Here is a 25,277-nt window from a genome sequence, read left to right on the forward strand (position 1 = left end):
AGGTGCTGGTGCCCGGCGTAGCTGCCCGGGGTCTGCTCAGCGTTCAGCACCCTGCTTTCTACTTCCGCTATCTGCTCCAGGAACTGCTGCCGGGTGAGCGCCAGGCCGTGGATTTGCCGCCGAGACAGCGATTCCGGCGGCTGTCTTACCGGCCAGTCGTCTGCTGGCCAAGCTTGCCCCACGTAGTCCAGCTGTTGGGTGATGCGCAGTAGCCGGGAGTAGTAGTAAGGGGCGGTTACCGACAAAGAAAGGAGCTGGAGACGCAAGGTCTCCAGCATAGCGCGTAAGTCAGCGGGCATAAACACAAGCGTAACAAGCGTACCTACGTACCCCAACCGAAGGGCGGATTTTGGCTGTTCCCCATTCGGCGATTCGGCCCCTACCAGGATATTCCTGGTGACTGATCCGGCTTTGCTTCTTGTTCTCGTTCCCGTTCGAGCATGGAAGCCGCTCGCGTCCGCTCGTGCCGCGTCGTGCTCTCCTCCTGCAGGTGCACCCCCGGTGTGCGCCGCACCTCGTCCAGCGCGTGGCTGATGCCTTCGATGAGCTTCCAGTCAAATCGGTAGCTCACCCGCATCTCTAGCGGCTGATCGGGCAAAGCCTGCACCTGCCATACGTTCGCACCCGCTTGCGTTAAGAGGGCCCCGAAGTGCTGTGCTTGTAACAGATCAACGGCTTGAATAACGGCGTGTATGGCTTGGGGATGCTGCGCCAGGGCGAGTCGGCGGGCTTGCTCCTGCTCGCGCTGTGTGCGCTCGATCGCTTGCTGCAGCTGCTCAGCCAAGGGGTGTCCGTTTGGCTGTAAAGACGCGAGCGCAAACAAGGCATGCGATTGTTGTCCTCGTACCAGAACCTCCCCGCTCGGTAGCTCCTGCACGGAGTAGCCATTCTCTTGTAACGCAGTGTGCACTTGCTTCGACTCGGTCACTGCTCCTGGCAAGGTTTGCGCAATAATCGCGGTAGCCTTCTGCCGGCTACGTTCTTGTGTTTGGGCGGCCAGCTGCTTTTTCAGGATCTTGGCCCGCTCGCGCTGCAGGGTGTTGGCCGTGGCGATGGTGGCTACTTCGGCGAGCTTGGCATTGACTAATCCTACTTGCTGGGCGAGGTGCTCGTTCATGCGAGCCAGTTCCCGCTCGATATACGCCCGCGGGTTCAGATGTTCGCGCCACTTCTTCTCCCCCAGCACGAAGGGGGTATATTCCAGGGGAGCGGCTGTTTGGGCGAGCTGTTCCTTAGTGGCACATACGCTATACATACTAATCGCTACATGGCCACTCATTGATCAACGAGACGGTCATACCAGAGTATCGATTTAGCACTCCAGCCGCAGTTTACTCACCCGGCAACTGCCGCTGAAAGTGCAGTTGCAACAGCGTACTAATTTTCTCCCGGTTCAGGGGCTTACTGACTAAGCCCGCAATGGGCAACTCATTGATGCGCCCTAGGTCCTGAGAATCCATCGAGGTTGTCAGCATGACGATCACCGTGGCCTCTTGCTGCGCTTGGGGCAGGCGCAAGTAAGCTTCTAGAAACGCTATGCCGCCCATGCCCGGCATAGCTACATCTAGCAACAAGAGGGTGGGCACACAAGGCAGGGGTTGGGTCAGCAGGGTTAACGCCTCTTCCCCACTGGCGGCGACCTGCACCTGGTCGGTCACTTTTAGCTTTTTGAGCAGGTGCTCGTTGAGAAAGTTGGTCGTGTCGTCATCATCGACGAGCAAAATGCAGGGAAGTTTTTCCATCAATGGAGACTAACACGAGGCGAGTGGTAAGGTTACGGTAAAGGTGGAGCCTAGGCCCAGTTGGCTGTACACGGTGATGGTGCCACCCGCGTTTTCAATCAGGCGTTTAATTAAGTACAGACCCACGCCAGAGCCTTCCACGTGGGTATGCAGGCGGCGGAACATGGTGAACAGCTGGCTTTGTTGCTGCTCGCTCAACCCTAAGCCATTATCCTGTACCGTCAGCACGAGGTGCTTGTCCGTACACTGAGTACGCACCTGTACGAGGGGAGTGCGGTCGGGAGCTCGGTACTTCACGGCATTGCTGAGCAGATTGAACAGGATACTGCGTAGGTCTTTGGTCGAGAAGTGGCTGCTGGGACAGTCCGTTACCGTACTGTGCACCTGCGCACGGGTGCTTTCTAGTAGGGGCAATAGATCGAGGAGGGCCTCCTCCAGCACGCGGGTCAGGTCGAGGGCTTCCGCTGGCTCCTCGGGCGCGAGTTGCAGGCGCGAGATGGCGTTGAGGTGACCCACCGTCTGCTGGAAACGGGTGATGGCCCCCTGCATCATGCTTACTAGGCGCGCCACCATCGGCTCGTGGTCTTCTGGGGGCAAGTACTCGCGCAATGCGTCTAGCAGCCCTTCAATATTAGCAATGGGGGCTTTCAAATCGTGCGAGGCAGCGTAGACGAACGTGTCCAAGTCCACGTTGGTGTGCCGGAGTTGCATGTTGGTGCGATGGAGCGCTTGATTAGTAACCTGCAATTCCTCATTGAGGACCGCTAATACTTCGTTCAGTTGGTGCGTTTGGTGACGACCCTGCACCAGCACGCTCACCTCAAAGGCGAAAATGACCAAGCCGTCAATGGCGCCCGCCGCGTCGTAGCGAGCCTGGTAGATGAGATTGAAGTAGCGATCCTCTAGCTGCCCATCGCTCGGGCGCGCAAAGGACATAAGCACTTCATTGCCCTCGAAGGTGACCCCAGTCTGGTACACCCCGCGCAATATCGTCTCCACTGGCCCGCCCGCTAGCTCAGGTAGGCCTACCAGCACGGGCTTACCGAGCAGGATTCGGTCTGGGAATAGCTGTTGATAGCTTGGGTTGACTAACTCAAACACCATTTCCGGTCCATCCAGCATGCAGATGGCGGCTGGGGCCTCCTGAAGCAGCCGCCCTAAGCGGGCACTTTGCTGCACTAGCTGCTGGGTGCGCTCCTGCACCTGGGTTTCTAGTTCTTGGTTAAGCCGTTCGACCTGGCGACGGGCAAGTACCTGTTCGGTAACGTCATACGAGAAATCTAATACCCCATCCACCTCGCCCTGGGCGTTGCGCAACGGGTGGTAAAACGTGTTGATAAATACTTGCTGATCCCGGCCTGTAGCAGTAAAGTCTAGGTTCACTACCTCTTCGTGCCCGTAATACGGCTCTCCGGTGACATATACATGCTCCAGTCGCGCAAGGAACCCTTGTGCCGCCGTCTCCGGGAATGCTTCCCGGACTGGGTAACCGAGCAGCTCATGCCTAGGAAAGTAAGCTTGGTAGCGTTGGTTGACCAAGGTGTAAACATGATCGGAACCATAGTAGGTAGCTACTTGCGCGGGCAAGTCCATCAACACTTGGTACAAGCGTTGGCGTTGCGCTTCCGCATCGGCCCGCGCCGCCTGCTCCGCCGCTTGGGCCTCCCGCAATGCTAGTTCTACGGGACTACGGGGCTGGTCAGCCGTATCTGTGAAGCTGACCAAAAGGCCCGCGCCTACCCGGCGGGCGGCCAGGTGATAATAGTTGTTGTAGCCATCAGCCTGGTAGTTGATGGCGTAGTGGCGGGGCTCTCCTATTACAAAAGCCTGCACGTGGAAATCAAACGTGCCGTGCTCTTTGCTGTGGGGCCACTGCTCTAAGTGGGTACAGGTCGGCCGCTCAGACATGCGCATCATGCGCTGGGCAGTGGCGTTGAGGTATTCGAAGGCGAAATCGATTATTTCTCCTGAACCGGCCGGGTCGTAGAGCGGGGTGTAGAAGATGACACCTGTTAGGGAAATAGCTAACAATTCGTGTAGCACGTCAGTGGCAGAGCCAAAGGGGGCGAGGAAGGCAGGATCAGTAGGGGACGAAGCTGGAAGTAGAGGCATTACAGCATGATGACTAGAGGGCTGAACGAACAAAGTGATAAAACGTTGTTAATAAAGGTTTTATCTCGCAATATTTTCTGCTTCCGCCCAAGTACAAGCAAGGCGAACTTGAGTTACCAGAGGGCCTAACCAGCGAGTTGATCTTTTGGTGCTTGAAAGCTACCTGCGTCCTCACCTAGTGTAGGGCTTTGGTGCTATACTAGAAAGCTAAGCGCCTTGTCTAATTAGACAGGGCGGCAACTCGATCGTAAAGCTGGTACCTTTTCCTTCCTGGCGAAAGTGATATGGCCTTGGTGCAGCGCAACAATAGGCTGAGTGATGGACATGCCTAATCCGTTGGTCTTCTCTCCCCGCAGACCAGGGCGTCGAGCTTTCGTAAACTTGTCGAAAAGCACAGGCTGTGCTGCTGCGGGAATGCCTACCCCCGTATCTGTCACAGTGACCACGGCCGAGGCTCCTTGCTGCGCCAGGGACACAAGGATGCGTCCGCCATCAAGGAAAAAGAGGTGATTTCCCTTAGGAAGCCACCTCTTTTATGATCCAGGCGAAAGAAGATGGGTAACCTAGCTCCCCAGAGTAATAAGGAAGTCGAGGTGTTACAGGGTAATGCCCAGCTTTTTAGCGATGTCGGCGAACATTTGCGGATCGTAGTCGTCAGCCCCGGGGGAGTTGAGTTGGGGCTCTTCCTCCAACACCGGGTACGGCACCCCCTCAAAGCCCCCCTGGATCAGTTCCAGCGGCTGCCCGTCTTCCGGGTGCGTGCCATTCCAGATAATACCCGCCTGCTTGTAGTCCTGCTCACTGAAGGTGTAGAGCTTCAGATGGAGCTTTTGCTCGTCCTGCAGCTTCTTGGCTTCGGGGAAAGCATCGTTGCTCAACTCGGGCACCGGTACCAACTTGGTTACTGCCACCCCCGTCAGGTGCTCAAGCGCTTTGGCATACGCCACCACGTGCAGCCCTCCGCGCACCAGCAAATAGCCGATCATAGTGCGGGCGCACGGATCGGTTACCATTTCGTAAACCCGCATCTTGTTGGCCCGCGCGCCGCACTCCAGAAAGAAGTTATGCAGCAAGTCCAACTTCAGGTTGCCGCTGGCGTGCACATTTTGACCCGTCCAGGGGTTGCCCATCGAATCGACGGGTAGGGCGGCCTGAGCACTGCTGAGGAAATGATAACTGTTGCGCGCATCTTTGGCCTCCGCCAGGGGACCCGGTACCGGGTCTTTGCCCCGCGCCGTCTGGCCGGTAAGCAGCAAGTTAATGGCGTAGGAAACGGCTTCAATGTGACTGTATTCCTCGGCGGCAATACTGCAGGTCAAGTCGTAAAAGGGGCGCAGGCGGTTGCGGCCCCGGAAGTTGAACGACTGAAACGTATAGTTCATCAACGTCGACATCTCCCCGTACTTACCACCGAGCAATTCCTGCAAGGCGGCCGCATCGTTGGGCGAAGGGTTTTTGGGTTTGGGCAGCTCGACGGCCAGCCGGTCGTAACGCAAAATCATGAGAAAAAAGTAAGAGGTGAACGTCGGGCGGGCCAACACCCGGCCCGCCCGATTACCCGCTCTACGGTCCCGCCAGGTTCGTGTTGTAGGCCGCGGGAAGGGCGGCAAGCCCGTCGGGTCGCTTTACGCCTCCTAGTAGCCGGTAGATAAGGGGTTGAAAGCAAGTCACTTGCCAGGTAAACGCAGTGCTTTTGGCGGCGCTCTACGTAGCAGCTACCGGCCTAGCTGCCGCTCTCCGGGCCCGTATGTTGTTGAAACTTATAACTCGGTACAGGTCTGGTAGCCTGCTCCGCTGGTGTAACTAGCCACGCGGGTGGAGCTGCACGCGCTTCCTGCGACAGGATGCCTACGCCGCTTGCATCTCCGGCGAAGGGTAGTAGAGAAAGATTCGAAATCGTTGAGTTGAAAAGGGCGCAGACGACGGAAGAGCAACCGTGCTCCTTGCGCTTGCTTCGGTGGCAAACAGCCTGATGCGGCTAACGCCTGGTACTAAGGTGTGGGTGAGCTGACCACGGGTTTGCTGGCGGGATTGCGGCAAGTGGCTAAGGAGCCGCCTGGCCTGAGCGCGTAGCGGCTGCACGGGGGTAGGCACTGCGGAGTCAGTAGCCTGGTCAGGGGTGAGTAGTTCAGCAGTGAGAACGGCCCAATTCCGTAGGATGGCACCAAGGGCACTGGTTTGCGGCTAGACGGGTTAGCAGTTAGGTCAAGCTTACTCCCAGCGCCTCTAACTCCTCCTTCGCTCAAAGACTACGTTTTGCTCGGTCAGCGTTCCTTCTACGTAGCCATCGGCTCCCGCTACACTGCCCTATAAAAAAGCCTGTGGGTAGTACCCACAGGCTTTTCAGACCTCAAAATGAAGTAGACACCTGTGCGGGGGCCGTTACCTTCTACGCGGAGCCGCGAGCGTGGTTCAGCAGGACCAGAACGATCCCTACTTCCAGGGCTGTTAGGTTGATGCAGTTCTTAGCCAAGTCGTTAAGCAGGATGTCGATGTTTCGCTCCTCGTTCAGCGTTTCGCCCAGCCAGGCGGCGGCTTTCGCTAGGCGGATACTCTCGGTCTAGGAAGCGGCGGTGCTGTAGCCCGCAAGCTACTAAAGCAGATCATTCTTCTACCGAAGCGCTAGCAGACTGGACCCCGCTAACGCTTCGGTAGGAACTTCCTAGAGTTCAGGCCGTACAGCGAACGCAGCATCTCTTTTAGCTTAGGTCCTGCGTTTTGGTAGGGAAAGCCTACTGGTCCTGTCAGTAGGCTTTTTGCATCGCGGCCCCCTACCTTCTACTCAGGCGCCGTACCCTAACATTTACCGTCCTGGCCCGCGTCATGGACACCCGGTAACCCGAAGTAGCCGCCCGCCAGGAAATTATTGGCTTGCTTGTGCCATGTGGAGCGTCCCGGAAGCCTGCTAGAGAGGTGCTGACGGTATTCGTGCGCAACCGCGGCGCGGTAGAAGAATCTTGCGCTGCCCTCAGGCGACCGTGTCCGCCCGTAACGCCTGACGCGTGGTCATCCGTGAGGTAGCCAACTATAGTATCTCCTGCTGATCTTTATACCGTTGACGACGGTACCTGGGCAGAAATGGAAAGCGGTTTGCACTACCAAGGGTGCATTACGACCAACTATTGATTGCTGATGGCCTTGGGCGGCCTCAGTACCGCCGTAGGGCTGGCGTTCTAGTGGTTGGCGAGCGGTTCCAGCCGCTGACGGCGCAGCAGGCTACGTCGTAGCGTCTGCTGTGGCCGAGCATGGCAGCAAGAATCCAGCGTTTTTAGCTGTGTAGTCCGTAAAAGCGCAGATCGAACCCAAGAAGGTTGACCCCGTGCCGCTCGACCCACGAGAAGCCTACCAGGACTACAGGCCAGCTGCAAAGACACTTGCCGGAGAACCTGGAAAGGTGACGCAGGTGCTGCAGCTGCCACTTGCTGCTGACCTGGACTTGATGATGATCTCAACGGCACAACGAAAGAAGCGATTGGCACGAACACTCACCGTAAGTAGAGCACAATGTCGAGTAATTGCTGCTGCCTGTAATACGCCCATCGGGATTGGTCACCCTCATGTAAACAAGCGGTAAGCTGCTGCAGCGGCGCTAGCACTTGGTGCTGGGCGGGAACCAGCGGTTGGGCTTGCCGCAATAAGCGGGGCGGCGCCACCTGTTGCGCGGCAGGCCATCGCGCCGCGGGCCAGCTGCGCACCACCCACGCGAGTTGCTCGGCAATACGCAACAGGCGGGCGCGGTAGTAAGGCGTTGTAGCCCGTAAGGAGAGCAAGTGCAGGCGCAACGTATGCAGCATCGCTGCCAGGTCGGCGGGAATAGCAGGGCGAGAAGATGTAGGCATGGTACCGCAATAACAGCGCTTGCCATACGCACCCGGCCGCGAAACGTTCCCTTACCAAAACCCTGCGCCGAAGCGCTTGAGCGAGCGAACTCGGGGGTTGTGTTTATAAACGGAGCTAAGCTGCCGTTAAACAGTCAAAACGCACAGTAGGCTCTTTAAAGTAATTAGGTACGTAAGCGTGTCAATAACACCTGGTTAGCTAGTGGTTGGAATAACGGTCAAGTAAGGTGCTACTTGGCTTCCGCGAGGGCTCCTGTAAGCCTTTCAGAAATGGCCTGTTAGTTAGCCTCAGGAAATGGCCGTTACGGCCTAGCGTCAACTTAGATACGTTTACAAACAGCGCCTCGAGTTGCGCCAGGGCCGGGTCAAGGTGGCCCATGGCGCCCAGAAGGAGGTGCATAGGCAGGTTGCGTAGGTGAAACACTACGGCAAAGCAACTTCCCCCGGTGACAGCCCTATGTCACACGGGGGTCCCGTACATAAGCCGAAGTCTAGGAGGCGCCCCTGCCGCCTGCAGGGTAACAGGCAGCATGGTCGTTCCTACCGCCGGCTCCAAGACAGGAGTCAATGGTGGTCGAGATCAAAGTAAAGTCTGCCCAAGAATAAGCGGTAGAAAGGAGAAAAATATTTCATGTAGCGTGGGAAGCTAGATAAAAGAGTATGGAAACAGTCGCCTCGACAACGCCGCTATACGCGACCAGTGCCGCTAATGTCGAGCAGGCAGCCGGTGCATTATTTTACGGGAATCATAGCAGTAAGAAAGAAGTATGAGCTACGCGCAGGTAAGTGGACCAGTTGATCGGCAATTCTCTACGTATAGGGTGGTTGGGAAGAATATGCTCGTGGACACCTTCTAGGAGACCCTTTGTCCTCTGGACTGCTGGAGCTTAGGCGCATGCTACGTATACTTGCGGTATCCTGTGCCGCAACCCAGCTAGCGGCGCAGGCACGAGCTAACTGTTTGTTTCGTAGACTGGCTAGCCAAGGTGTCCGCTTTACCGTTTAATAAGGCCAACACTTTCTTTTCTTTCGGCATGGCCATTCACCCCAAAACCAAGGGCTTAGCGCACGTCGCCCTGCGCACCACTGACTTTGCCCGCGCCAAGGCGTTTTATCATGACCTGCTGGGCTTCCCTATCGCGCTGGAAACGCCCGAGATCCTAGGCTTTCTGATCGGGACCACCTTCCTTGGCTTTAAGCAGGCGCAGCCCACCCATGCCGGTGGGGGCACATTCACGCCCTTCAACGTGGGCCTGGACCACCTCGCCATTGCCTGCGAGGACGAGGACGAGCTGTATCGGGTCGCCGAGGCCTTGCAAGCAGCTGGGGTGGAGAACACGGGGGTAAAAGTAGACACCGTGGCTCCGTTGAAGTATGTGGCGTTCAAAGACCCTGACCGCATCGCTTGGGAGTTTTACATGGTGTAGGCGAAGTGGGACCACTCCGTTGACGTGGAGTCGCGGTCGGTCGTGTGGTGACGCCAATAATTATGGCGCTGGGTTTTAACAGCGTGGGGCCAGAACATTTGCTTAGTTCACCGAAATTGTGGTTTAGGAAGACCGAGCGACGCCAGCGTATAAGGAAAGGTTGGGGCTTAGAGTAATTTTACCCCCTTGCTGCTATAAGAGGGCATACCAGCATCCGGGCACCCCGCCGCCGGTATGCAGAGCCTGACACATCTACTACCGACGCCAGCGCGCACGCTTGGCCGACGGTGCGGTGCGCGTCATAAGCAAGCAAAAGGCGTTGCAATTCGGTCATGTGGAATTGATTTGCTGTAGTCCCTCACATGTGCTTGGTCGTCCGCTTGCCGAAGCAACTCTGTCGCTTCGTTGCAGCGCTACTTCGGCGAAGTGGTGGTAAGATATTGAATAATTCAGGCCAAAACGTTCTGTCAGGTTGTTGGGCTTCCGGCTCAAGGCAACACTCTGTCAACTGAATTTAGCACGGCAGTTTTCCGCCCTTATTTTAGGACAACTCCTGAATCCACCACGCTGCTTGCGGGTACGATGTGCCGAGTACCATCGGCTCCCCAATGCGCGGAGTAGTGACGGCAAGGTTGTCCTGCTCCGCCTTTTTCATGAGCCGTCGGATGGGCTCGTCCCAAGAATGCGACGCGAGGGCAAATTTGGCCCAATGAACGGGCAGTAGCATCTTAGTCCGCAACTCCTGAGCGGCCTGGACTACCTCTTCAGGAAACATATGGATGTTCGGCCAATCTTTACCATACTGGCCGCATTCGAGAATAGCCAAATCAAACGGCCCGCACTTCTCGCCAATTTCCCGTATGTGCGGGCCGTAGCCTGAATCGCCGCCCAGAAAGAGCGTGTAGCCGTGTAATTTCAGGACGAAAGAACTCCACAAGGTTTTGCCGCGGGTGAGGCCCCGCCCGGAGAAATGCCGTGCCGGAGTAGCCGTTAGCTGCAGACCCGGCACGAGGATTAGCTGCTCCCACCAATCCAATTCAGTAATGCGGTCGGCAGGCATGCCCCAGCTTTCCAAGTGGGCCCCCACGCCCAATGCTGTATAAACTCTTTTGACTTTGGGCAGTAACCGGGTAATGGTTTTGTAGTCCAAGTGGTCGTAGTGGTCGTGCGAAATAAACAGGTAATCAATGGGGGGCATGTTATCGACCCCGTACACATCGGTTCCGGGAAACGATTTGCTGAATCCAGGTACCGGCGCCGCATTACCGCTAAACACCGGGTCCACTAGGATGGTAGTATCTGCCGATTTAATAAAATACGAGGAGTGACCGAACCACACGATGGTTGGTTGGCTGGCCGGTAATGTGTGCAAATCAGTGCTGACCGATGGGAGCGCGAAGGACGGCACGCTGTCTTTTGGTCGATGAAAATAGTCCGTGACCATCTCGCGGTAGGAAGCATCCTGTCGGGTGACGGCTGTACGCTCTAAATTTTGGAAGGCCCCATCGCGGTAATGAGGGGAGTCTTTTACTCGTTCCAGACGAGTGGCAGTAGGATTGCTGCCAAAAATGGATAGCCACATACTTCAAGGAAGAAAATAGCCCTCCACTCCCCACATGCCAGTGAGTGCGGGAGTGACAAGGCTTCAGGTTGGCGTTTTGCTGATTCTCAACGACAATAAATTTGGTCGTGTTACTCTCTGCGAATCCAGCCATTAGGTGTCGAATACCGCCGCCATTGTTGTGCTATACCTCGTAATAGCCCTAGCAGCGGGTTTATCCATCGAAGCAAAATACACCGCGTCAAAGCGCATCAGTAGAATGTATTCAACAAACAGGAGTTTGTGTATTTTTTATCTGCTCGTTAGTTCCAAACATTGTAGAGCGTAAGCAAGGGTCGCCGTAAACTATCCCCACCTGCCTTCCCTGTAGCTGTATGAGCGAATTTCAAACTATCAACAGCATCAGCCAACTGCATGGGTTGCTCGGCCTGGGCCCACCTATGCATCCACTGGTATCCGTTATTACCAAAGACCAACGGCGCTCAGATAAAGAATTAGACAGCGTAAAATATATATTTAATCTATATATAATCGCTCAAAAGTCAGGCGAGTCCGGTTCATTTGGATATGGTCGCCACTCCTATGATTTCCAGAATGGAACGCTGGTGTTCACCAGTCCCGGCCAAGTAGTCAACAATCAACAATTGGTAACACAGGCTTCGCAGCGCGCCGCCTGGGTCTTACTGTTTCATCCGGACTTACTGCGCAAATCAGCGTTAAGCACGACTATTGAAGCCTACAGCTTCTTTTCATATCAAGCTCGCGAAGCCCTGCCTATTTCCCAAGAGGAAGGCGCGATACTGCAGACGTTACATCAGCAGATACAACAAGAATACAGCCGGCCTTGTGATGACTACACATCCAAGCTCCTGTCTTCCACCATCGAACTGCTCCTGGACTACTGCGCCCGCTACTTCGACCGACAGTTTGCCCGGCGAAGCCCTTACCATCAAGACACGTTAAGCCAGTTTGAGACCTTTCTCAAAACCTATTTCGCGTCCGACCAGCTCTCGAAGCGGGGCCTACCAACTGTCCAATACTGCGCTCAAGAACTGGGAATGGCACCTAACTACTTAGGCGACATTCTGAAGAAAGAAACCGGTCAAAACGCGCAGTATCACATCCACGCCCTGCTACTGGAGAAAGCTAAAACACTGCTCATCAGTTCCTCACTGCCAATTAGCCAGGTGGCCTATGCGCTGGGGTTTGAGTATCCTCAGCACTTCAGCAAGCTGTTTAAACAGAAGACGGGAGTAAATCCATCCGCTTACCGCAATGCCAGCTGAAATCCTGAGTTGGTTGGCAAGGCGCTGTTGCTATTCTACGCATTTCCCTTCACTCCCTGGTACCAAACACCTTTAGCCATGAAAAGTATCAAGGCCGCCCTTATTGATGCTACGCTCAATACGGTCGAAACGCTGGTGGGTCATCTGCCGGACCCCGCGCCGGACCCCCTCCGCAACGCCCGCGAGTTTATTGGCAAACCGTACCCGCGCGTGGATGGCCGGCTGAAGGTAACGGGGCAGGCGCGCTACGCCACCGAGCATCCCATCGCCGGCATGACCCATGCAGTAGTGGTTCACAGCAGCATTGCCAAGGGAAAAATAAGCCACCTCGATACCCAGGCCGCCGAAAGTGTGCCAGGCGTGCTGGCGGTGATGACGCACCGCAACGCCCCGCGCATGAAGACGCCCGAAACAGCCTCCCTATTCAACCCGGTGGCGGGGTCTAATACCTCGGTGCCGGTGATGCAATCGGCCGACATCACCTGGAACGGCGAAGCCGTGGCCGTGGTAGTGGCCGAAACGCTGGAACTGGCTAATTACGCCGCCGGCCTGGTGGGCATCCGTTACGAAGAAGAGCCGGCCGCCCTGTCGCTGGAGGCTGAAAAAGGCAACGCCACCATCCCCACGCTGGTGGTTACGCAGTCGCCCGAAGTAAATATAGGGGATGCCAAAGCGGCACTGGCGGTGGCCCCGGTGGTGAGCGACCAGGAGTACGAAACGCCCTGGCAAAACCAACACGCCATGGAGCCCCACGCTAGCATTGCGGCGTGGATGGGTAAGGACCAACTGCTGGTGTACGATTCCACCCAGTCGCCGCCGGGCGTGCAACACAACCTGGCGCGCATGTTTGACCTCAAGCCCGAGCAAGTGCGGGTGGTGACCGAGTTTGTGGGCGGGGCCTTCGGCGGGAAAGTGGCCGCGTGGTCCAACGTTCCGTTGGCGGCGGCGGCGGCTAGGCTCGTGGGCCGGCCAGTGAAGCTGGCGCTCAGCCGCGCTGGGGTTAGCATGGTGGTCGGCGGCCGCACCCTGACGCAGCAGCGCGTGGCGCTCGGAGCCACCCTCGATGGGAAATTAACCGCCATGATTCACACGGGCTACGGCATGCGTACTACCAAGGACGTGTGGGCCGAACAGTACACGTTTCCCATCCGCCACCTCTACGCGTCGCCCAATATCCACGTGTTGCAAAAGGTGGTGCGGCTCGACCGCGTGCAAAACTCCTACATGCGGGCTCCGGGCGAGACCCCGGGTTCGTTTGCACTGGAATCGGCGATGGATGAGTTAGCCCATAAGCTCGGCCTAGACCCCGTGGAGTTGCGGATGCGCAACGAGCCCGACAAGGACCCCACCCACGGCACGTACTTTTCGAGTCGCCACCTGCGCGAAGCCTATGCTTTGGCCGCCGGCAAGTTTGGCTGGGACCCCCAGCGCCCCGAACCGGGCACGCAGCGCGAAGGCGACTGGCTGATTGGCACCGGCGTAGCCACCGCGTTTTACCCCGTGCAGCAGTTGCCCGTCACGATTAAAGCGCGCATCACCGCCGACGGCCACGTGGAAGTGAGCACCTCCAGTATTGAAATGGGGGTAGGCCTAGCCACCGTGCAGACCCAGCACATTGCCGAGCGGTTCGGGGTGCCCTATGAGCGGGCCCGCTACCTGCACGGCGACACGGACCTGCCCATGTCGCAGGCATCGGGCGGTTCGGCGGCCACTTCCTCTGTGGGCGCGGCCATTCACGCAGCGGCCGACAAGCTGACCGAAAAACTTCTTAAACTGGCGCAGCGGAATAAGCAGTCGGTGCTACGCGGGGTGAAGCGCAAAAACGTCGAGCTGCGCGCCGGGGGGCTGTACCGCCTTGACCAGCCGGCGGTGGGCGAGTCGTACGAGCAACTGCTGGGCGCGAGCGGCCAGGCCTTCGTGGAAGCGGAGGGTTCGGTGCCGGCTTCAGCGCTGGTGCTGAACATGAAAACCTCCATGGCCTCGTACGGCGCGCATTTTTGTGAAGTTCGGGTGCACGCCCGCACCCGGCAAGTACAGGTGCGGCGGTTCATGTCGGCCTTTGACTGCGGCCGGATTATGAACCCGCAAACCGCCCGTTCGCAAATCGTCGGGGGCATCATCATGGGCATTGGCATGGCCCTGATGGAAGAGGCAGTATACGACGAGCGCACTGGCCGCCTGATGACCCCGAGCCTCGGGGAATACCACGTGCCGGTCCACGCCGACGTGCCGGAGTTCGAGGTGTACTTTCTGGATGAGCCCGACCCAGTGATGCCGATGGGCACCAAGCCCGTGGGCGAAGTCAGCATCGTAGGAACCGCCGCCGCGGTGGCCAACGCCGTCTTCCAAGCGACCGGCATCCGGGTACGCCACCTGCCCATCACCGCCGACAAACTACTGTAAGCATAAGATATAAAGCTGATGACGACCACCTTTCCCATTAATCCACCGGCCCCGGCCGCGCTTTTACTGCCGGAGCCTGGACCCGTTACACTTCACGTGAACGGCCAATCCATTGCGCTGACCATTGCCCCCTGGACTACGCTGCTCGATGCCCTGCGTGAGCATGCCCACCTCTCGGGCACGAAAAAAGGCTGTGACCACGGGCAGTGCGGGGCTTGCACGGTGCTGATGAACGGCACGCGCATCAACTCCTGCCTCTCGCTGGCTGTCATGCATCAGGACGACGAAATCACGACCATCGAAGGCCTGGCCCACGGCGACGAGCTGCATCCCTTGCAGCAGGCATTCATCGACCACGATGCCTTCCAGTGCGGCTACTGCACGCCAGGGCAGCTGTGCTCGGCGGTCGGCCTGCTTAGCGAAGGCCACGCCCGCACGGCCGAGGAGATTCGGGAGCTGATGAGCGGCAACATCTGCCGATGCGCGGCTTACCCGCACATCGTTTCTGCCATTCAAGAAGTGATGCATGCCCAACCCCTGCGCCCATAAACGCCTTTGCTTACTCTCGCCCCGCCGACATTGATAGTGTGCTGACGGAAGCCACCGACCCCATTGCAACCCGGTTCATTGCCGGCGGCACCAACCTGCTCGATTTGATGAAGCAGCAGGTGGAACAGCCCGCCAAGCTGGTAGATATCAACCGTCTGCCTCTGTCCGCCATCACCGAGCTTCCCAACGGTGGCCTCCGCCTGGGAGCTCTGGTTACCAACGCCGACACGGCGTACCATCCGCTGGTGCAGGGGCGCTACCCGCTCCTAGCGCAGACCATCTTGGCCGGAGCATCGCCGCAATTGCGCAACAAAGCTACCAACGGCGGAAATCTGATGCAGCGCACCCGCTGTTACTACTTCTACGATGTGGCGACACCTTGCAACAAGCGGATGCCCGGCTCGGGCTGCGGGGCCCTGGGGGGCTACAACCGCGTGTGCGGCATCCTGGGCACCAGCGAGTCGTGCATCGCCACACATCCCAGCGACATGTGCGTGGCCTTGGCTGCTTTAGAAGCGGTAGTGCAAGTAAGCGGCCCTCACGGGGAGCGAACCATTCCCATGGCCGACTTTCACCGACTTCCCGGCAATGAGCCACACCGGGACAATACTCTTTTGCCGGGAGAATTAATTACAGCGATTGACTTGCCGGCGCAAGGCTTCGCGCAGCATTACACTTACCTCAAGCTCCGCGACCGCACGTCTTACGCCTTCGCCCTAGTGTCGGTGGCCGTGGGGTTGGAGTTAACCGATGGCCTGATAACACAGGCCCGCTTGGCGCTGGGCGGGGTTGCCCACAAGCCCTGGCGCAGGCCCGCAGCCGAAGCGATGCTTGTCGGCCAACCGGCCGAGCCGGAAACGTACCGGGCCGTGGTTCAATCCCTGCTGGCCGGGAGCCGGGGGTACGACCACAACGCCTTCAAAATTGAACTAGCGGAGCGAGCTATTGTGCAGGCGCTGAGCCAAGCGCTAAATCGGAGTGCCTGACCCGCTGCTTCCATAGAATAGTACTTTATAACACAAATATATAATTAATATAATATATTTGTGTTTAACAAAGTTTTACATAGTTAATCCGTAATTACTTGTCTTGTCTTGGAATAAGTTGACAGTTTTTCATCCTAAACACTGTCCTCATGCAAGACCACCTTCAAGACCTACTGCAACGCTTTCAGTACAGCGAACAACTAGCAGCGCAATACCGAACTCGAACAGGCCTTGCAGCAGGCCAACCTCTTGATTCTGGCACTGAACACCATGATCGAGGTAGCAGAGAAGGAACTCAAGATTCCGATCCGAAAAAAGTTTGGTACCAAACAGTTCAGAAGCTCCGTTACAACGAGATTGCCAAGGTGAGCGTCGGCCGCCTTCCAACTGTTTGGTGTGAGCCGACAAGCTTTTCCTCAACGGGAACACTATACCCAACACGCCCATAGTCAGTCTATGCTCGTCTTGGATTTGGTCGTGGCCCTGCGCAAAGAAATTCTAGGGTTAGGAACCCGCAAGCTCTACTTGCTCCTGCAGCAACCTTTCGCACAAAGCGGGATTCGAATGGGCCGCGATAAGCTGCACAGCTTGCTGCAAGCCCATAGCCTTACGCTTCGGCACAAACGGTCGGTACCCAAAACCACGAATTCAGCGCATAGCTTGCAGAAATATCCCAATCTGCTAGCCGACCAGCTGATCACGGCACCCCAACAAGTCTGGGTCTGCGACATCACGTATCTCTGTAGTGGGCTTGGCTTCGGTTACTTGTCCTTGATCACGGATGCGTATTCCAAGCTGATTGTGGGCTACTGCTTGCATCCTTTACTGACTAGTGAAGGATGCTTACGAGCGCTGGAGATGGCCTTGCACCGAAAACGACCCCAGGCAACGACGCTGATTCACCATTCGGACCGAGGGAGCCAGTACTACGGCTTCCTCTACATCAACAAACTCAGAGAGGCCGGTATTGCCATTAGCATGAGCCAGTACGGTGACCCTACAAGAATGCCATTGCCGAACGAGTGAATGGCATTCTGAAAACCGACTTTCGACTCAATCAGGTCTTTACCAGCTTTGAGGAAGCGGCTTGGGCAGTGGAAACGGAACGCAGCCTGCCAAGCCCTATATGATCGACTGGTGGCGAAAGGCAAGAATGGCAAAGTGGCCCTGATTGCCGTCTGCAACAAGCTGCTTAAGCAAGCCTTTGCCATCGTCAAATCGGGGGTGCCTTACCAAGCGAATTTTACCTCCAAATTTGCCTTGAATCCTTGACTTTTAACACAGTTTATTTCTGGACAAGACAGAACGGCCTTGGGAAATCGCATAGATTGTTCTAAGAAATAGTCGATAAACGGCCAACTTAATTTATGGCTAGACAGAAGATATTCGCTAGCTAGACCGATCGATTGCCCGTTGCTTCAACAAAGCGGACCGTTGGCCCGACAACTTTATATAACTGCTGCGTGGTAAATGAGCCCTACCACATAGCGAAACTGCTCATCGGGCACGCAGTACAGGCTACCAGAACGTGGTAGTCTAATCTACTACGAGGTACGCTGTAGTACAGACAGGTCAAAGTAGTTTCTTCCATCACTTTACCGCCAACTCTGTGGCGCGGCTACCTTATCCGAACGGCGAAACCTTGAGCGCGGAAGGCAGATGTAACCCTAGGTTAAGCGCTGACAACTGCATAGCCCTAGTTGCCATATGTTGCTAGGCTAATCATTTTGTTACCTATGCTCAAAGAAATGATCTACATCCTGGACTCCAGTCCACAAAGCAGAGGCGCGTATTTATTGGTAAAAACATAAATATTTAGCTTTCAAATACATATAACCAGTTGTGGTTTTGGTATGCAACTAGACTATTGCATACCAAAACCACAATCATGATAAAACAGCAGCAAAGAATATTTCTAGTCGATGATGACCCCTTCTGTCTGAGCCTTATGGAGCATACCCTGAAAGCAAATGGGTATCAAGAGGTACACACATTCGACAGTGGGGCAGCTTGTCTGAACGCGCTAACCGACGAGCCAGATATCGTTTTTCTGGATCAAGTAATGAACGATGTTTCTGGCACCGACACGCTCAAAGCTATTAAGCGCTTCAACCCGGACATCTACGTGGTGTTCGTGAGCGGACAGCAACAGGTAGAGGTAGCCGTTGAGTCGCTCAAGTTTGGCGCCTTTGACTACATCGTCAAAGACGAGCAGCTAGTCGCAAAAGTTGGTGCGGTGCTCGGTAAAATCCAGGTCGTGCGCATCATGCTTACCCGCAAGCAGAATAGTCGCCCCTCTGGTCTCCTATCCTTCTTCAGCCTTTAGCCCCTACCCACGGTACTATACGTTTCCTTAACTAGTGATATGCAACGATTATTCATCTTAGGAGCAATGCTGCTCTGCTTGCTGACGGGCTGCACGCAAAACTTATTTCGCCCAGCCAGCAAGACTACTTATCAAAAACTGACAGTAGCACCGAATTACCAATACCGCATCCGGAAAGACGACAAATTTACCCTCAGCGTATGGGACCACGAAGAACTCAGCGTGGGCTCCATCTACTCCATAACTCAAGCCGATAGCAAGTGGGTGCTGGTGGATGCGCAGGGTAAAGTGACCCTGCCCCGAGTGGGCGCTTTCCCCGTGCAGGGGTTGACCATCAACGAGGCCGAAACCAGCTTGAAGGAAGTGCTAGGCAAATGGATTGTTAATCCTCAGCTGACCATCAAAATACTCAATCGGCAAGCCACTGTGCTGGGCGAAGTATATGCTCCGGGACCCGTGTTGCTGGAAAAAGAGCGGAATACGCTTGTGGAAGTGCTAGGCCGAGCCGGCGACTTCAAGGACTACGCCGACAAAACGCACGTGAAAGTATTGCGCACTTCTCCAGAAGGCGCCGTGAACGAAACCGAAATTGACCTGACCAGCATCGCCCGCACCGAACTCAACAGCTTGGAAGTACTCCCAGGCGATGTGGTGTACATACCCGCTCGTCGTGGCAAAGAATTTAGCTTACGAGCTGGCTCGGCCGTGGCCGTGGCCTCCGGTGTTTCGGCTTTACTACTCCTCACACGCATTATTCTTGCTCTATGAACGAACTATCTAAAAACTTACGTCTTATACGCCCATTGTGGCGTGGGCTGCCGATCCTGCTGCTATGTGTTGGCGCGGCTGTAACGCTTGCTCTTCAGTACCTGCGCTATGCGACTCCGCTCTACGAGAGTACTTCCAAGATTAAATTGGCCGAGACCAACGAAGGCCCCATCCATACCACGCTCTTGCAGAGCACGGATGCTTTTTCGTCGAATAATAAGATCGGCACGGAGGTCGAGTTGCTGAAGTCGCAGTTTCTGGTCGACAAAGCATTGCAGCACCTTTCCTTTGGCATTAGCACGTACCGCGTGGGCGAAATTCGCACCTCAGAGATGTATAAGCAGAGCCCCTTCCTAGTGACGCTACGCCTGCCTAGCCACCGCTGGGACGACAAGCGCTTTAAGCTAACAGTTGGCGCCCAGGATGACATCACCCTGGAAACTCCGGATAAAGAGATGGTTATAGGTCATTTCGGGGAGCCCATGCACGTGACCGGCGGCGAGGTGCTTATCACCAAAAATGAAGCTCTGCTGCGCACCAAACCTAGCCTAGCGCTGGCAGACAAGTACGAGTTTGTGCGGCACTCGCACGATCAGCTCATGAGAGCACTACTTGACCGCCTCGATATCACTAGCGTGGACAAAGACGTGGCTGTTATTCGGGTGAGCTTTCGCAGTGCGGTGCCCGAAAAAGCCGCCGACCTGGTGAATGCGCTGGCGACGGTGTACATGGCCGATTACCTCGAAAACAAGTACAAAGCAGCCAATTCTTCGGTCGACTTCATCGATAAGCAACTCAAAGCGGTGGGCCAGAACCTGTCGCAGTCAGAAAATGCGGTAGCTGGCTACCGCGACCAGAAGCGCATCGTGAACACGGAACAAGAGACCAGCACGGAGCTGCACAAGATATCGGAGCTTAAGCTACAGCGCGCCAACTTGCACCTGCGCCTGGCCACAGCCAGCAACTTGTACCAGTACATGAAAATGGGCAGCAAAAAAGTGCTGGAGCTAGCCCCTGCATTTGAGGCCTTCAACGACCCCCTTTCCAACGACATTGTAAAGAATATTAAGGAGCTGCAAGCGCAAAAGCACGACCTACTGCTCCGTTTTCGCCCGCAAGATGAGAAGGTAGTAGCCATTGACGACAAGCTAACCGACCTGAACGCTTACTTGCTGGAAAGCATCAACAACACGCGTAATACGCTCACCATTCAGTTCCATGAGATTGACAGCGCCATCCGCCAATCGGAGAAAGGCTTTGTCGGCTTACCTACGCGCGAAAAAGACCTAGCTGTGTTGCAGCGTAACTTCCAGCTAAATGAAAAACTCTTCCTGCTGCTGCACGAAAAGAAAACGGAAGCTGAAATTGCGCGGGCTTCTCCTACTTCCTTCCACCGCATTATTGCGCGCGGGGTTGCGGTCAACGAACCCATTGCACCCAACCGAGTGCTCGTGCTGGCCGTTTCGGGATTTTTGGGGTTGATAATAGGCTTGCTGCTGGTGTACTTGTTCGCTGGAATACGCGCTACGCCGACTGACTCAAATCGCGTGCAGAAGGAATCGAACCTGCCACTGGCGACGACCATTCCCTACCTAGGCACCGGCCCACAGCGCGTAGCTTTCTTCCGCCAGCTGGTTACTCGCCTAGAGCTTAAAGGCTTGCTTAATCTAGGCACCAAGCTGGTGATCAGCTCCTTCACCGACCAGGAAGGGCAAGCTTTCTTCACGGAGCACCTAGCTGCTGCGTTAAATGCCCAAGGCAAGAAAGTACGCGCCATACGTATTCTCGACGCGAATACACTGAACCCTGAGGTGCTGGACTCGGAACTGATGCTGGTGCAGAATATGCCTCTAGAGCAAGACAGCCACAGCTTGGCCGTGATGCACGGCGCTACTATCAACCTGGTACTCGTAGATAGCCGTAGCACGCCCTTGGCACGCCTGCAAGAGCTGGAGCAACTCACGACCGAGTATCAACTACCTAATGTGCAGCTCTGTCTGAACCGCGTCAACTACCAGCCTAGCCTGCTACGCTGGCCTTGGAAGCGCACGGCACGGCGTGAAGCGGCGTGGACGTTTGCCACGGATGGCCATGCTGGTGCGCCCGCCACGGCTTAAGCTAGCTACCCTGCCGGCCCGCTACTGGGTAGTAGCGGGTCAGGCAGTAGTAAGCGCTACCTCCTTCCTGACCAATATCTTTCTGGCCCGACTGTGTGGCCTGAGCGTCTTTGGTGAATACAGTGCTTGGCAGATGGTGCTGCTGCTGGCCCTTGCCGCGCAAGGCGCCCTTATTACTCAACCCATGCAAATCGTGTACGGGCAAACACCTTCGAGCCAACATCTCGCCTATCGGCAGGCGCTGCTCGGTATACAGCTGCTCTTCAGCCTGGTAGCCGTAGCGGCCGTAGCGGCGGGCGCAACCCTACTGCACTACGCCACGCTTGCGCTACCTGCCTTTCTGGTGTGCTTGGTAACCACCTGCGGTCAGGATACAGCTCGCAAGTTGCTGTTGGCCGAGGGCCGCGTACAGCTTGCCTTGCTGAGCGACGTAGTATCGGGCGGAGGGCAGCTGCTGTTGCTGCTGTATTGGGCCGCGACCAAAGTGACGCCTACCTTACCCGCCGTGCTCTGGGCTGTGGGCCTGACCACCGCACCGGCGCTGCTCCTTTCAGGGGCAGCACTAGGCCTAGGTTGGGGCCGGCCGATGCTACGGCAGTTTATGGCCTCCCATTGGCAGCAAGCGCGCTGGCTACTACCTACTGTGTTACTGCAATGGGCTTCCTCGAATGCGCTGCTGGTATTTGCCGGCTGGACGAGTAATGTCGCCACACTGGGCATCCTGCGGCTGGCTCAGACTATTATGGGCTTGTTCAACGTGGGCCTGCAAGCCGCCGAAAATTACGCCATGCCTCGCCTAAGCCAGAGCTTCTACCGGCAGCCGGCGCAGTTTCGGCAGGAGCGCACCCGCCTGACGCGCACAATGCTGCTGCTGGCGGCGGGGCCTATTCTGCTGCTCTTCTTACTAGCCGAGCCGATTGTAAGCTGGCTACATGTTGGCAGCGCTGAGTACGCTTATGTGCTGCGCTGGTGTTGCTTGCTGTACGTCATCATTCTACTGGTGTACCCCCTGCGCCTGACCGTACGTCTGCTTGCCCACGCTCGGCCCTACTTCGTGGGCTATGTCCTGAGCATTGCCGTCTCGTTTGCCCTAGCGCGTTGGCTGGTAGGGCACTGGCAAGCCAGCGGCGTGGTACTCGGCTGGATAGTGGCCCAAATGGTACTAGGACTATACTGGGCGCTGGCCGTATGGCGCGCCCGGTCCTCATATGAAAACGAAGAATATCGCGGCCTAGCCGCCGAATCGCTATGAAAGTTATTCATCTTATTCTGGGCAAAGCCAATCCTGAGCGCATGAACGGCGTGAACAAGGTGGTACATGCCCTAGCGACGCAGCAACACCGCGCCGGTTGGAACGTGGAAGTCTGGGGCATCACGGCCGATGTCACGTCCAACTATCCGGCGCGGGAGTTCAGCACCCGCTTGTTTCGGGCCCAGCGTAACCCCTTTCAGCTAGCTAAAGAGCTGATAGCAGCCTTGGCAAGCGAGTTTGAACAAGCTGTGGTGCACCTGCACGGCGGCTTTGTGCCGGCGTACTATGCGGCAGCCCGGCAGCTAAATACGCTGAGCATCCCATACGTTGTGACGCCGCACGGCAGCTACGGCGCGCAGGCTATGCGCAAAAATGGGCTGGTTAAACGCCTCTACTTGCGCTTGTGCGAAAGCTATCTGCTGCGCAATGCGGCGCAGATTCACTGCCTAGGTTTAAGTGAAGTACTGGGCGTGCAGCAGCTGCATTCCTCGTTGCGTACTTGCCTGCTGCCCTACGGGTTTGAATTGCCTGCGTTGGAAACTATCCATCCTTCGGTCGAAAAGCCGGAGGTATTTCGGGTGGGTTTCTGCGGCCGACTCGACGAAAACCATAAGGGGCTGCACTGTCTGATTACGGGTTTCGGCGAGTTTGCCCGTCAGCATCCGTCCGCCGAGCTCTGGCTTATTGGCGACGGTCCTGACCGCGCCCGGGTCGAGCGCTGGTCCGCAGAGGTGCCCGCCGGGACGGTGAAGGTGTTGGGCAGCCGCTACGGCGAGGATAAGCTTGCCTTGCTGCGGCAGCTGAATGTGTTTGCACATACCTCCTACTACGAGGGACTACCCACGGCGGTGCTAGAAGCGGCGGCCCTAGGGTTGCCTTGCGTCGTAACGGAAGCTACTAACCTAGGTTCCTACGTGCGCCAGTTTGCGTGCGGGCAGGTGCTAGCCGAGGCGCAGCCTGCCCAGCTAACGCACAGTTTAGAGCAACTCTACCAGCAGTGGTGCAGCACGTCCCCGGCCCACGTCAGCCAGCGCAGCCGAGAGATGGTAGCGAAGGCCTTTGCCTGGCCTTCGCTGCTGCACGAATACAACCAGATGTACCAGCAAGCTTACTATGCGTAACCGTGACCACCGCCGCTTTCTGCGCGCTATTCAATTGCTACTCACGCTGGTGTTGCTGATCAAGCTAGCTGGCTTTTTCACCTGGAGTGAGGGAGTAAATTTTACGCGCGTCTTCAAAATGACCAGCCGCCTGACTATGACGGCGGCAGTCTATGGCACGTACCGTTTGATTCTGAGCCGTGGTGCCGTCGATTCGTTTCGTTGGCAAAACAGCCTGGCCCCGCTGCTCTATGGCGCCTACTTACTGTTAGGAGTTGTTTCGTTGTTGTGGTCGTCGGATGCTGGCTACTCGCTGCTACAATTGGTGATGGACGCCGAAAGCTTTGTTTTCGCCTTCTACTTTGTGAAATGCTTTCTGTTGCTCGATACCTTCTTTCCGACCGGTGATATTCGTCTGTACCGCGTGCTGGGTGATGCGGCACTGGTGCTGATTTTAATATTTGTAGTAGGAGCAGTCGTAGCTCCTGAAACCTTTTTCCGGCTTACCCATGCTGGGGAGGAGGCTCGACTTGGGGGCTTTATAATGAACCCCAATGAGCTAGGTATGCTCTGCGTCGTAGGAATTTCCTGCCTCAGCTTCGACCTCTATCACCGTCACCGCCCCACTCGGACAATCATCAAAATGATGCCGCTGCTGATTGCATTGTTGCTGACAGGCTCGCGGTCTTCGTTGGTGGGGCTGCTGCTACTAGTCCTGCTCCACATTCAGCAGTCAGGCAGCCGTCGCTTGCAGCTCGCAGGCGTGGTGGGTTTGCTGCTGGCCGTGCCGGTGGCTATACAAAAGCTGTTTATTAAGCAAGGTGGCCTGGAAGAAGTGCTAAGCCTGACCGGCCGTTTACCTTTCTGGAAGGCGTTGCTTACTGAAGGACTGCCCAAAGAGCCCTTGTTAGGCTATGGTTTTCAACGCATTGCCTACACCGACTACTTCCAGAGCACGCACACCTATGCCGCCCAGATGACGCACAATACTTTTATCCAGGCGCTGCTCAACCTAGGGTTAATTGGGTTGAGCCTAGTAGTCATTCAGTTGCTGCTTACCCTTCGTGGCTTTGCTGCTTACCCAGTGCGGGAAGCACGCCTGATTTTTCTGGGGCTGCTTATTCCTATTCTGATTAACTCATTCACGGAGTTCGGCATTTTCGGCCAAACGAACTATGGCATCCTCTTCTATCAACTTCTGATCTTCCTAATTAGCCTGCACTACAATCCGTTACTGACGACTGCCGAGAAATTGTTTCTCCAGCGTTGTCGCCCCGAATTGATGTTTGCGCAATAGAGAGCACTGCTTGCGCCGGACGTTCTATATACCCTAGCTACCTAACCTCCTTCCCTTGCCTTCTATTATGATTACTATTTTCATCCAACGAAAGATATTTACAAAGTTTGTATCTGCCTGCCGCCCCGTGGCCCTACTTTGCTTGCTGCTACTCGGGCGCTCTGTCGTGCTGCCCTCTTACAGTACTTCCGTACCGACTGCCTCAGCACAACTCTCGGTTCACCCTAGCGTCGCTCAGACGCCGCGTCGTCACTCTCAGGCGCTACCACAACAAGCGCGTCGAGCCGTACATACATTGCCTAAGGTTGCTTACCATGCCACTGGTGTGCCCCTGCTTCAAACGCTGGAATTAACACTGCAAAGCTACCATACCAATGCCTCTGAGAGTCCTGCTAGGTATCTGACGCAGTAGCTGACATAAACTATTTGCTTTAATATTAATTACTTGATGAATAAGATACTAATCCTAGTATACTACACGAGTAATTTGCCAGCTTGAAACACTTCAAGCA

The 25,277-nt window shown here is 56.1% G+C and carries 22 protein-coding genes and 1 pseudogene; 13 read left to right on the forward strand and 10 right to left on the reverse strand.

What is annotated here, in order from left to right; all coding sequences use genetic code 11:
• From BXP70_RS25865 to BXP70_RS25900, 8 genes are all read right to left on the reverse strand, one after another.
• A partial coding sequence (locus BXP70_RS25865) for a hypothetical protein (protein WP_143436696.1) occupies nt 1–299 on the reverse strand: 299 nt, incomplete at its 3' end.
• Nucleotides 300–379: 80 nt separating this feature from the next.
• The gene (locus BXP70_RS25870) at nt 380–1,255 is read right to left on the reverse strand and encodes a hypothetical protein (protein WP_086597028.1); all 876 of its coding nucleotides are present in this window, start codon (nt 1,253–1,255) and stop codon (nt 380–382) included.
• A gap of 76 nt (nt 1,256–1,331) precedes the next feature.
• A complete protein-coding gene (locus BXP70_RS25875; protein ID WP_086597029.1) occupies nt 1,332–1,742 on the reverse strand; it encodes a response regulator in 411 nt (136 codons plus the stop codon).
• A gap of 9 nt (nt 1,743–1,751) precedes the next feature.
• On the reverse strand, nt 1,752–3,854 hold the full coding sequence (locus BXP70_RS25880) for a sensor histidine kinase (protein WP_086597030.1): 2,103 nt from the start codon (nt 3,852–3,854) through the stop codon (nt 1,752–1,754).
• Nucleotides 3,855–4,078: 224 nt separating this feature from the next.
• Nucleotides 4,079–4,336, reverse strand: coding sequence for an ATP-binding protein (locus tag BXP70_RS31140; protein ID WP_086597031.1), 258 nt, complete (start codon nt 4,334–4,336; stop codon nt 4,079–4,081).
• A 114-nt stretch (nt 4,337–4,450) separates the two neighbouring features.
• Complete coding sequence (locus BXP70_RS25890; protein WP_086597032.1) at nt 4,451–5,356, reverse strand: manganese catalase family protein; 906 nt, start codon at nt 5,354–5,356, stop codon at nt 4,451–4,453.
• A 1,983-nt stretch (nt 5,357–7,339) separates the two neighbouring features.
• Nucleotides 7,340–7,693 (reverse strand): hypothetical protein, encoded by a 354-nt coding sequence (locus tag BXP70_RS25895; protein WP_086597033.1) that lies wholly within the window; start codon nt 7,691–7,693, stop codon nt 7,340–7,342.
• Between the two features lie 199 nt (nt 7,694–7,892).
• Nucleotides 7,893–8,093, reverse strand: coding sequence for a hypothetical protein (locus tag BXP70_RS25900; protein WP_086597034.1), 201 nt, complete (start codon nt 8,091–8,093; stop codon nt 7,893–7,895).
• 634 nt (nt 8,094–8,727) lie between these two features.
• Between BXP70_RS25900 and BXP70_RS25905 the strand changes: the two genes are divergently transcribed.
• On the forward strand, nt 8,728–9,120 hold the full coding sequence (locus BXP70_RS25905) for a VOC family protein (protein WP_086597054.1): 393 nt from the start codon (nt 8,728–8,730) through the stop codon (nt 9,118–9,120).
• A gap of 178 nt (nt 9,121–9,298) precedes the next feature.
• Here the strand turns inward: BXP70_RS25905 and BXP70_RS31145 are convergent, their stop codons facing one another.
• Together BXP70_RS31145 and BXP70_RS25915 are read right to left on the reverse strand one after the other, a co-directional pair.
• Nucleotides 9,299–9,454: an XdhC family protein gene (locus tag BXP70_RS31145; RefSeq protein WP_086597035.1), complete on the reverse strand. Its 156-nt coding sequence runs from the start codon at nt 9,452–9,454 to the stop codon at nt 9,299–9,301.
• Nucleotides 9,455–9,661: 207 nt separating this feature from the next.
• Complete coding sequence (locus BXP70_RS25915) at nt 9,662–10,702, reverse strand: MBL fold metallo-hydrolase (protein WP_086597036.1); 1,041 nt, start codon at nt 10,700–10,702, stop codon at nt 9,662–9,664.
• 353 nt (nt 10,703–11,055) lie between these two features.
• Here BXP70_RS25915 and BXP70_RS25920 point away from each other — a divergent pair, with 353 nt between their 5' ends.
• The 12 genes and pseudogenes from BXP70_RS25920 (at nt 11,056) to BXP70_RS25975 (ending at nt 24,765) form a co-directional block, all read left to right on the forward strand.
• Nucleotides 11,056–11,967 (forward strand): helix-turn-helix domain-containing protein, encoded by a 912-nt coding sequence (locus tag BXP70_RS25920; protein WP_086597037.1) that lies wholly within the window; start codon nt 11,056–11,058, stop codon nt 11,965–11,967.
• 78 nt (nt 11,968–12,045) lie between these two features.
• Nucleotides 12,046–14,370, forward strand: a complete 2,325-nt coding sequence (locus BXP70_RS25925) for a xanthine dehydrogenase family protein molybdopterin-binding subunit (RefSeq protein ID WP_179197846.1) — start codon at nt 12,046–12,048, stop codon at nt 14,368–14,370.
• A gap of 18 nt (nt 14,371–14,388) precedes the next feature.
• Nucleotides 14,389–14,919: a (2Fe-2S)-binding protein gene (locus BXP70_RS25930; protein ID WP_179197847.1), complete on the forward strand. Its 531-nt coding sequence runs from the start codon at nt 14,389–14,391 to the stop codon at nt 14,917–14,919.
• Nucleotides 14,916–15,905 carry an FAD binding domain-containing protein gene (locus BXP70_RS25935; RefSeq protein WP_086597057.1) on the forward strand — a complete coding sequence of 330 codons (990 nt, stop codon included), beginning with the start codon at nt 14,916–14,918 and terminating at the stop codon, nt 15,903–15,905. Before BXP70_RS25930 ends, BXP70_RS25935 begins: the two co-directional genes overlap by 4 nt.
• A 456-nt stretch (nt 15,906–16,361) precedes the next feature.
• Nucleotides 16,362–16,931 (forward strand): DDE-type integrase/transposase/recombinase, encoded by a 570-nt coding sequence (locus BXP70_RS25940; RefSeq protein WP_086597038.1) that lies wholly within the window; start codon nt 16,362–16,364, stop codon nt 16,929–16,931.
• 78 nt (nt 16,932–17,009) lie between these two features.
• A pseudogene (locus BXP70_RS25945) lies at nt 17,010–17,177 on the forward strand (IS110-like element ISCaa14 family transposase); the annotation flags it as partial.
• A 616-nt stretch (nt 17,178–17,793) separates the two neighbouring features.
• The gene (locus BXP70_RS25950; RefSeq protein ID WP_086597040.1) at nt 17,794–18,231 is read left to right on the forward strand and encodes a response regulator; all 438 of its coding nucleotides are present in this window, start codon (nt 17,794–17,796) and stop codon (nt 18,229–18,231) included.
• A gap of 39 nt (nt 18,232–18,270) precedes the next feature.
• Entirely contained in the window at nt 18,271–18,999 is a 729-nt protein-coding gene (locus BXP70_RS25955) for a polysaccharide biosynthesis/export family protein (protein ID WP_086597041.1), read from the forward strand.
• Entirely contained in the window at nt 18,996–21,116 is a 2,121-nt protein-coding gene (locus tag BXP70_RS25960; RefSeq protein ID WP_086597042.1) for a GumC family protein, read from the forward strand. Before BXP70_RS25955 ends, BXP70_RS25960 begins: the two co-directional genes overlap by 4 nt.
• On the forward strand, nt 21,091–22,368 hold the full coding sequence (locus BXP70_RS25965; protein WP_143436697.1) for a lipopolysaccharide biosynthesis protein: 1,278 nt from the start codon (nt 21,091–21,093) through the stop codon (nt 22,366–22,368). Before BXP70_RS25960 ends, BXP70_RS25965 begins: the two co-directional genes overlap by 26 nt.
• Nucleotides 22,365–23,489 (forward strand): glycosyltransferase family 4 protein, encoded by a 1,125-nt coding sequence (locus BXP70_RS25970; RefSeq protein WP_086597044.1) that lies wholly within the window; start codon nt 22,365–22,367, stop codon nt 23,487–23,489. Before BXP70_RS25965 ends, BXP70_RS25970 begins: the two co-directional genes overlap by 4 nt.
• Entirely contained in the window at nt 23,482–24,765 is a 1,284-nt protein-coding gene (locus BXP70_RS25975) for an O-antigen ligase family protein (RefSeq protein WP_086597045.1), read from the forward strand. Before BXP70_RS25970 ends, BXP70_RS25975 begins: the two co-directional genes overlap by 8 nt.
• Nucleotides 24,766–25,277 lie beyond the last annotated feature (512 nt).

Origin of the sequence: Hymenobacter crusticola (assembly GCF_002154225.1) — a bacterium.
Classification (GTDB): domain Bacteria; phylum Bacteroidota; class Bacteroidia; order Cytophagales; family Hymenobacteraceae; genus Hymenobacter; species Hymenobacter crusticola.

Excerpts from the sequence above, each read along its gene's own strand:
- BXP70_RS25870 (WP_086597028.1), bottom strand. The coding sequence starts at position 1,255 with ATGTATAGCGTATGTGCCACTAAGGAACAGCTCGCCCAAACAGCCGCT.
- BXP70_RS25875 (WP_086597029.1), bottom strand. The coding sequence starts at position 1,742 with ATGGAAAAACTTCCCTGCATTTTGCTCGTCGATGATGACGACACGACC.
- BXP70_RS25880 (WP_086597030.1), bottom strand. The coding sequence starts at position 3,854 with ATGCCTCTACTTCCAGCTTCGTCCCCTACTGATCCTGCCTTCCTCGCC.
- BXP70_RS25890 (WP_086597032.1), bottom strand. The coding sequence starts at position 5,356 with ATGATTTTGCGTTACGACCGGCTGGCCGTCGAGCTGCCCAAACCCAAA.
- BXP70_RS25895 (WP_086597033.1), bottom strand. The coding sequence starts at position 7,693 with ATGCCTACATCTTCTCGCCCTGCTATTCCCGCCGACCTGGCAGCGATG.
- BXP70_RS25900 (WP_086597034.1), bottom strand. The coding sequence starts at position 8,093 with ATGCACCTCCTTCTGGGCGCCATGGGCCACCTTGACCCGGCCCTGGCG.
- BXP70_RS25905 (WP_086597054.1), top strand. The coding sequence starts at position 8,728 with ATGGCCATTCACCCCAAAACCAAGGGCTTAGCGCACGTCGCCCTGCGC.
- BXP70_RS31145 (WP_086597035.1), bottom strand. The coding sequence starts at position 9,454 with ATGACCGAATTGCAACGCCTTTTGCTTGCTTATGACGCGCACCGCACC.
- BXP70_RS25915 (WP_086597036.1), bottom strand. The coding sequence starts at position 10,702 with ATGTGGCTATCCATTTTTGGCAGCAATCCTACTGCCACTCGTCTGGAA.
- BXP70_RS25920 (WP_086597037.1), top strand. The coding sequence starts at position 11,056 with ATGAGCGAATTTCAAACTATCAACAGCATCAGCCAACTGCATGGGTTG.
- BXP70_RS25925 (WP_179197846.1), top strand. The coding sequence starts at position 12,046 with ATGAAAAGTATCAAGGCCGCCCTTATTGATGCTACGCTCAATACGGTC.
- BXP70_RS25930 (WP_179197847.1), top strand. The coding sequence starts at position 14,389 with ATGACGACCACCTTTCCCATTAATCCACCGGCCCCGGCCGCGCTTTTA.
- BXP70_RS25940 (WP_086597038.1), top strand. The coding sequence starts at position 16,362 with ATGCTCGTCTTGGATTTGGTCGTGGCCCTGCGCAAAGAAATTCTAGGG.
- BXP70_RS25950 (WP_086597040.1), top strand. The coding sequence starts at position 17,794 with ATGATAAAACAGCAGCAAAGAATATTTCTAGTCGATGATGACCCCTTC.
- BXP70_RS25955 (WP_086597041.1), top strand. The coding sequence starts at position 18,271 with ATGCAACGATTATTCATCTTAGGAGCAATGCTGCTCTGCTTGCTGACG.
- BXP70_RS25960 (WP_086597042.1), top strand. The coding sequence starts at position 18,996 with ATGAACGAACTATCTAAAAACTTACGTCTTATACGCCCATTGTGGCGT.
- BXP70_RS25965 (WP_143436697.1), top strand. The coding sequence starts at position 21,091 with ATGCTGGTGCGCCCGCCACGGCTTAAGCTAGCTACCCTGCCGGCCCGC.
- BXP70_RS25970 (WP_086597044.1), top strand. The coding sequence starts at position 22,365 with ATGAAAGTTATTCATCTTATTCTGGGCAAAGCCAATCCTGAGCGCATG.
- BXP70_RS25975 (WP_086597045.1), top strand. The coding sequence starts at position 23,482 with ATGCGTAACCGTGACCACCGCCGCTTTCTGCGCGCTATTCAATTGCTA.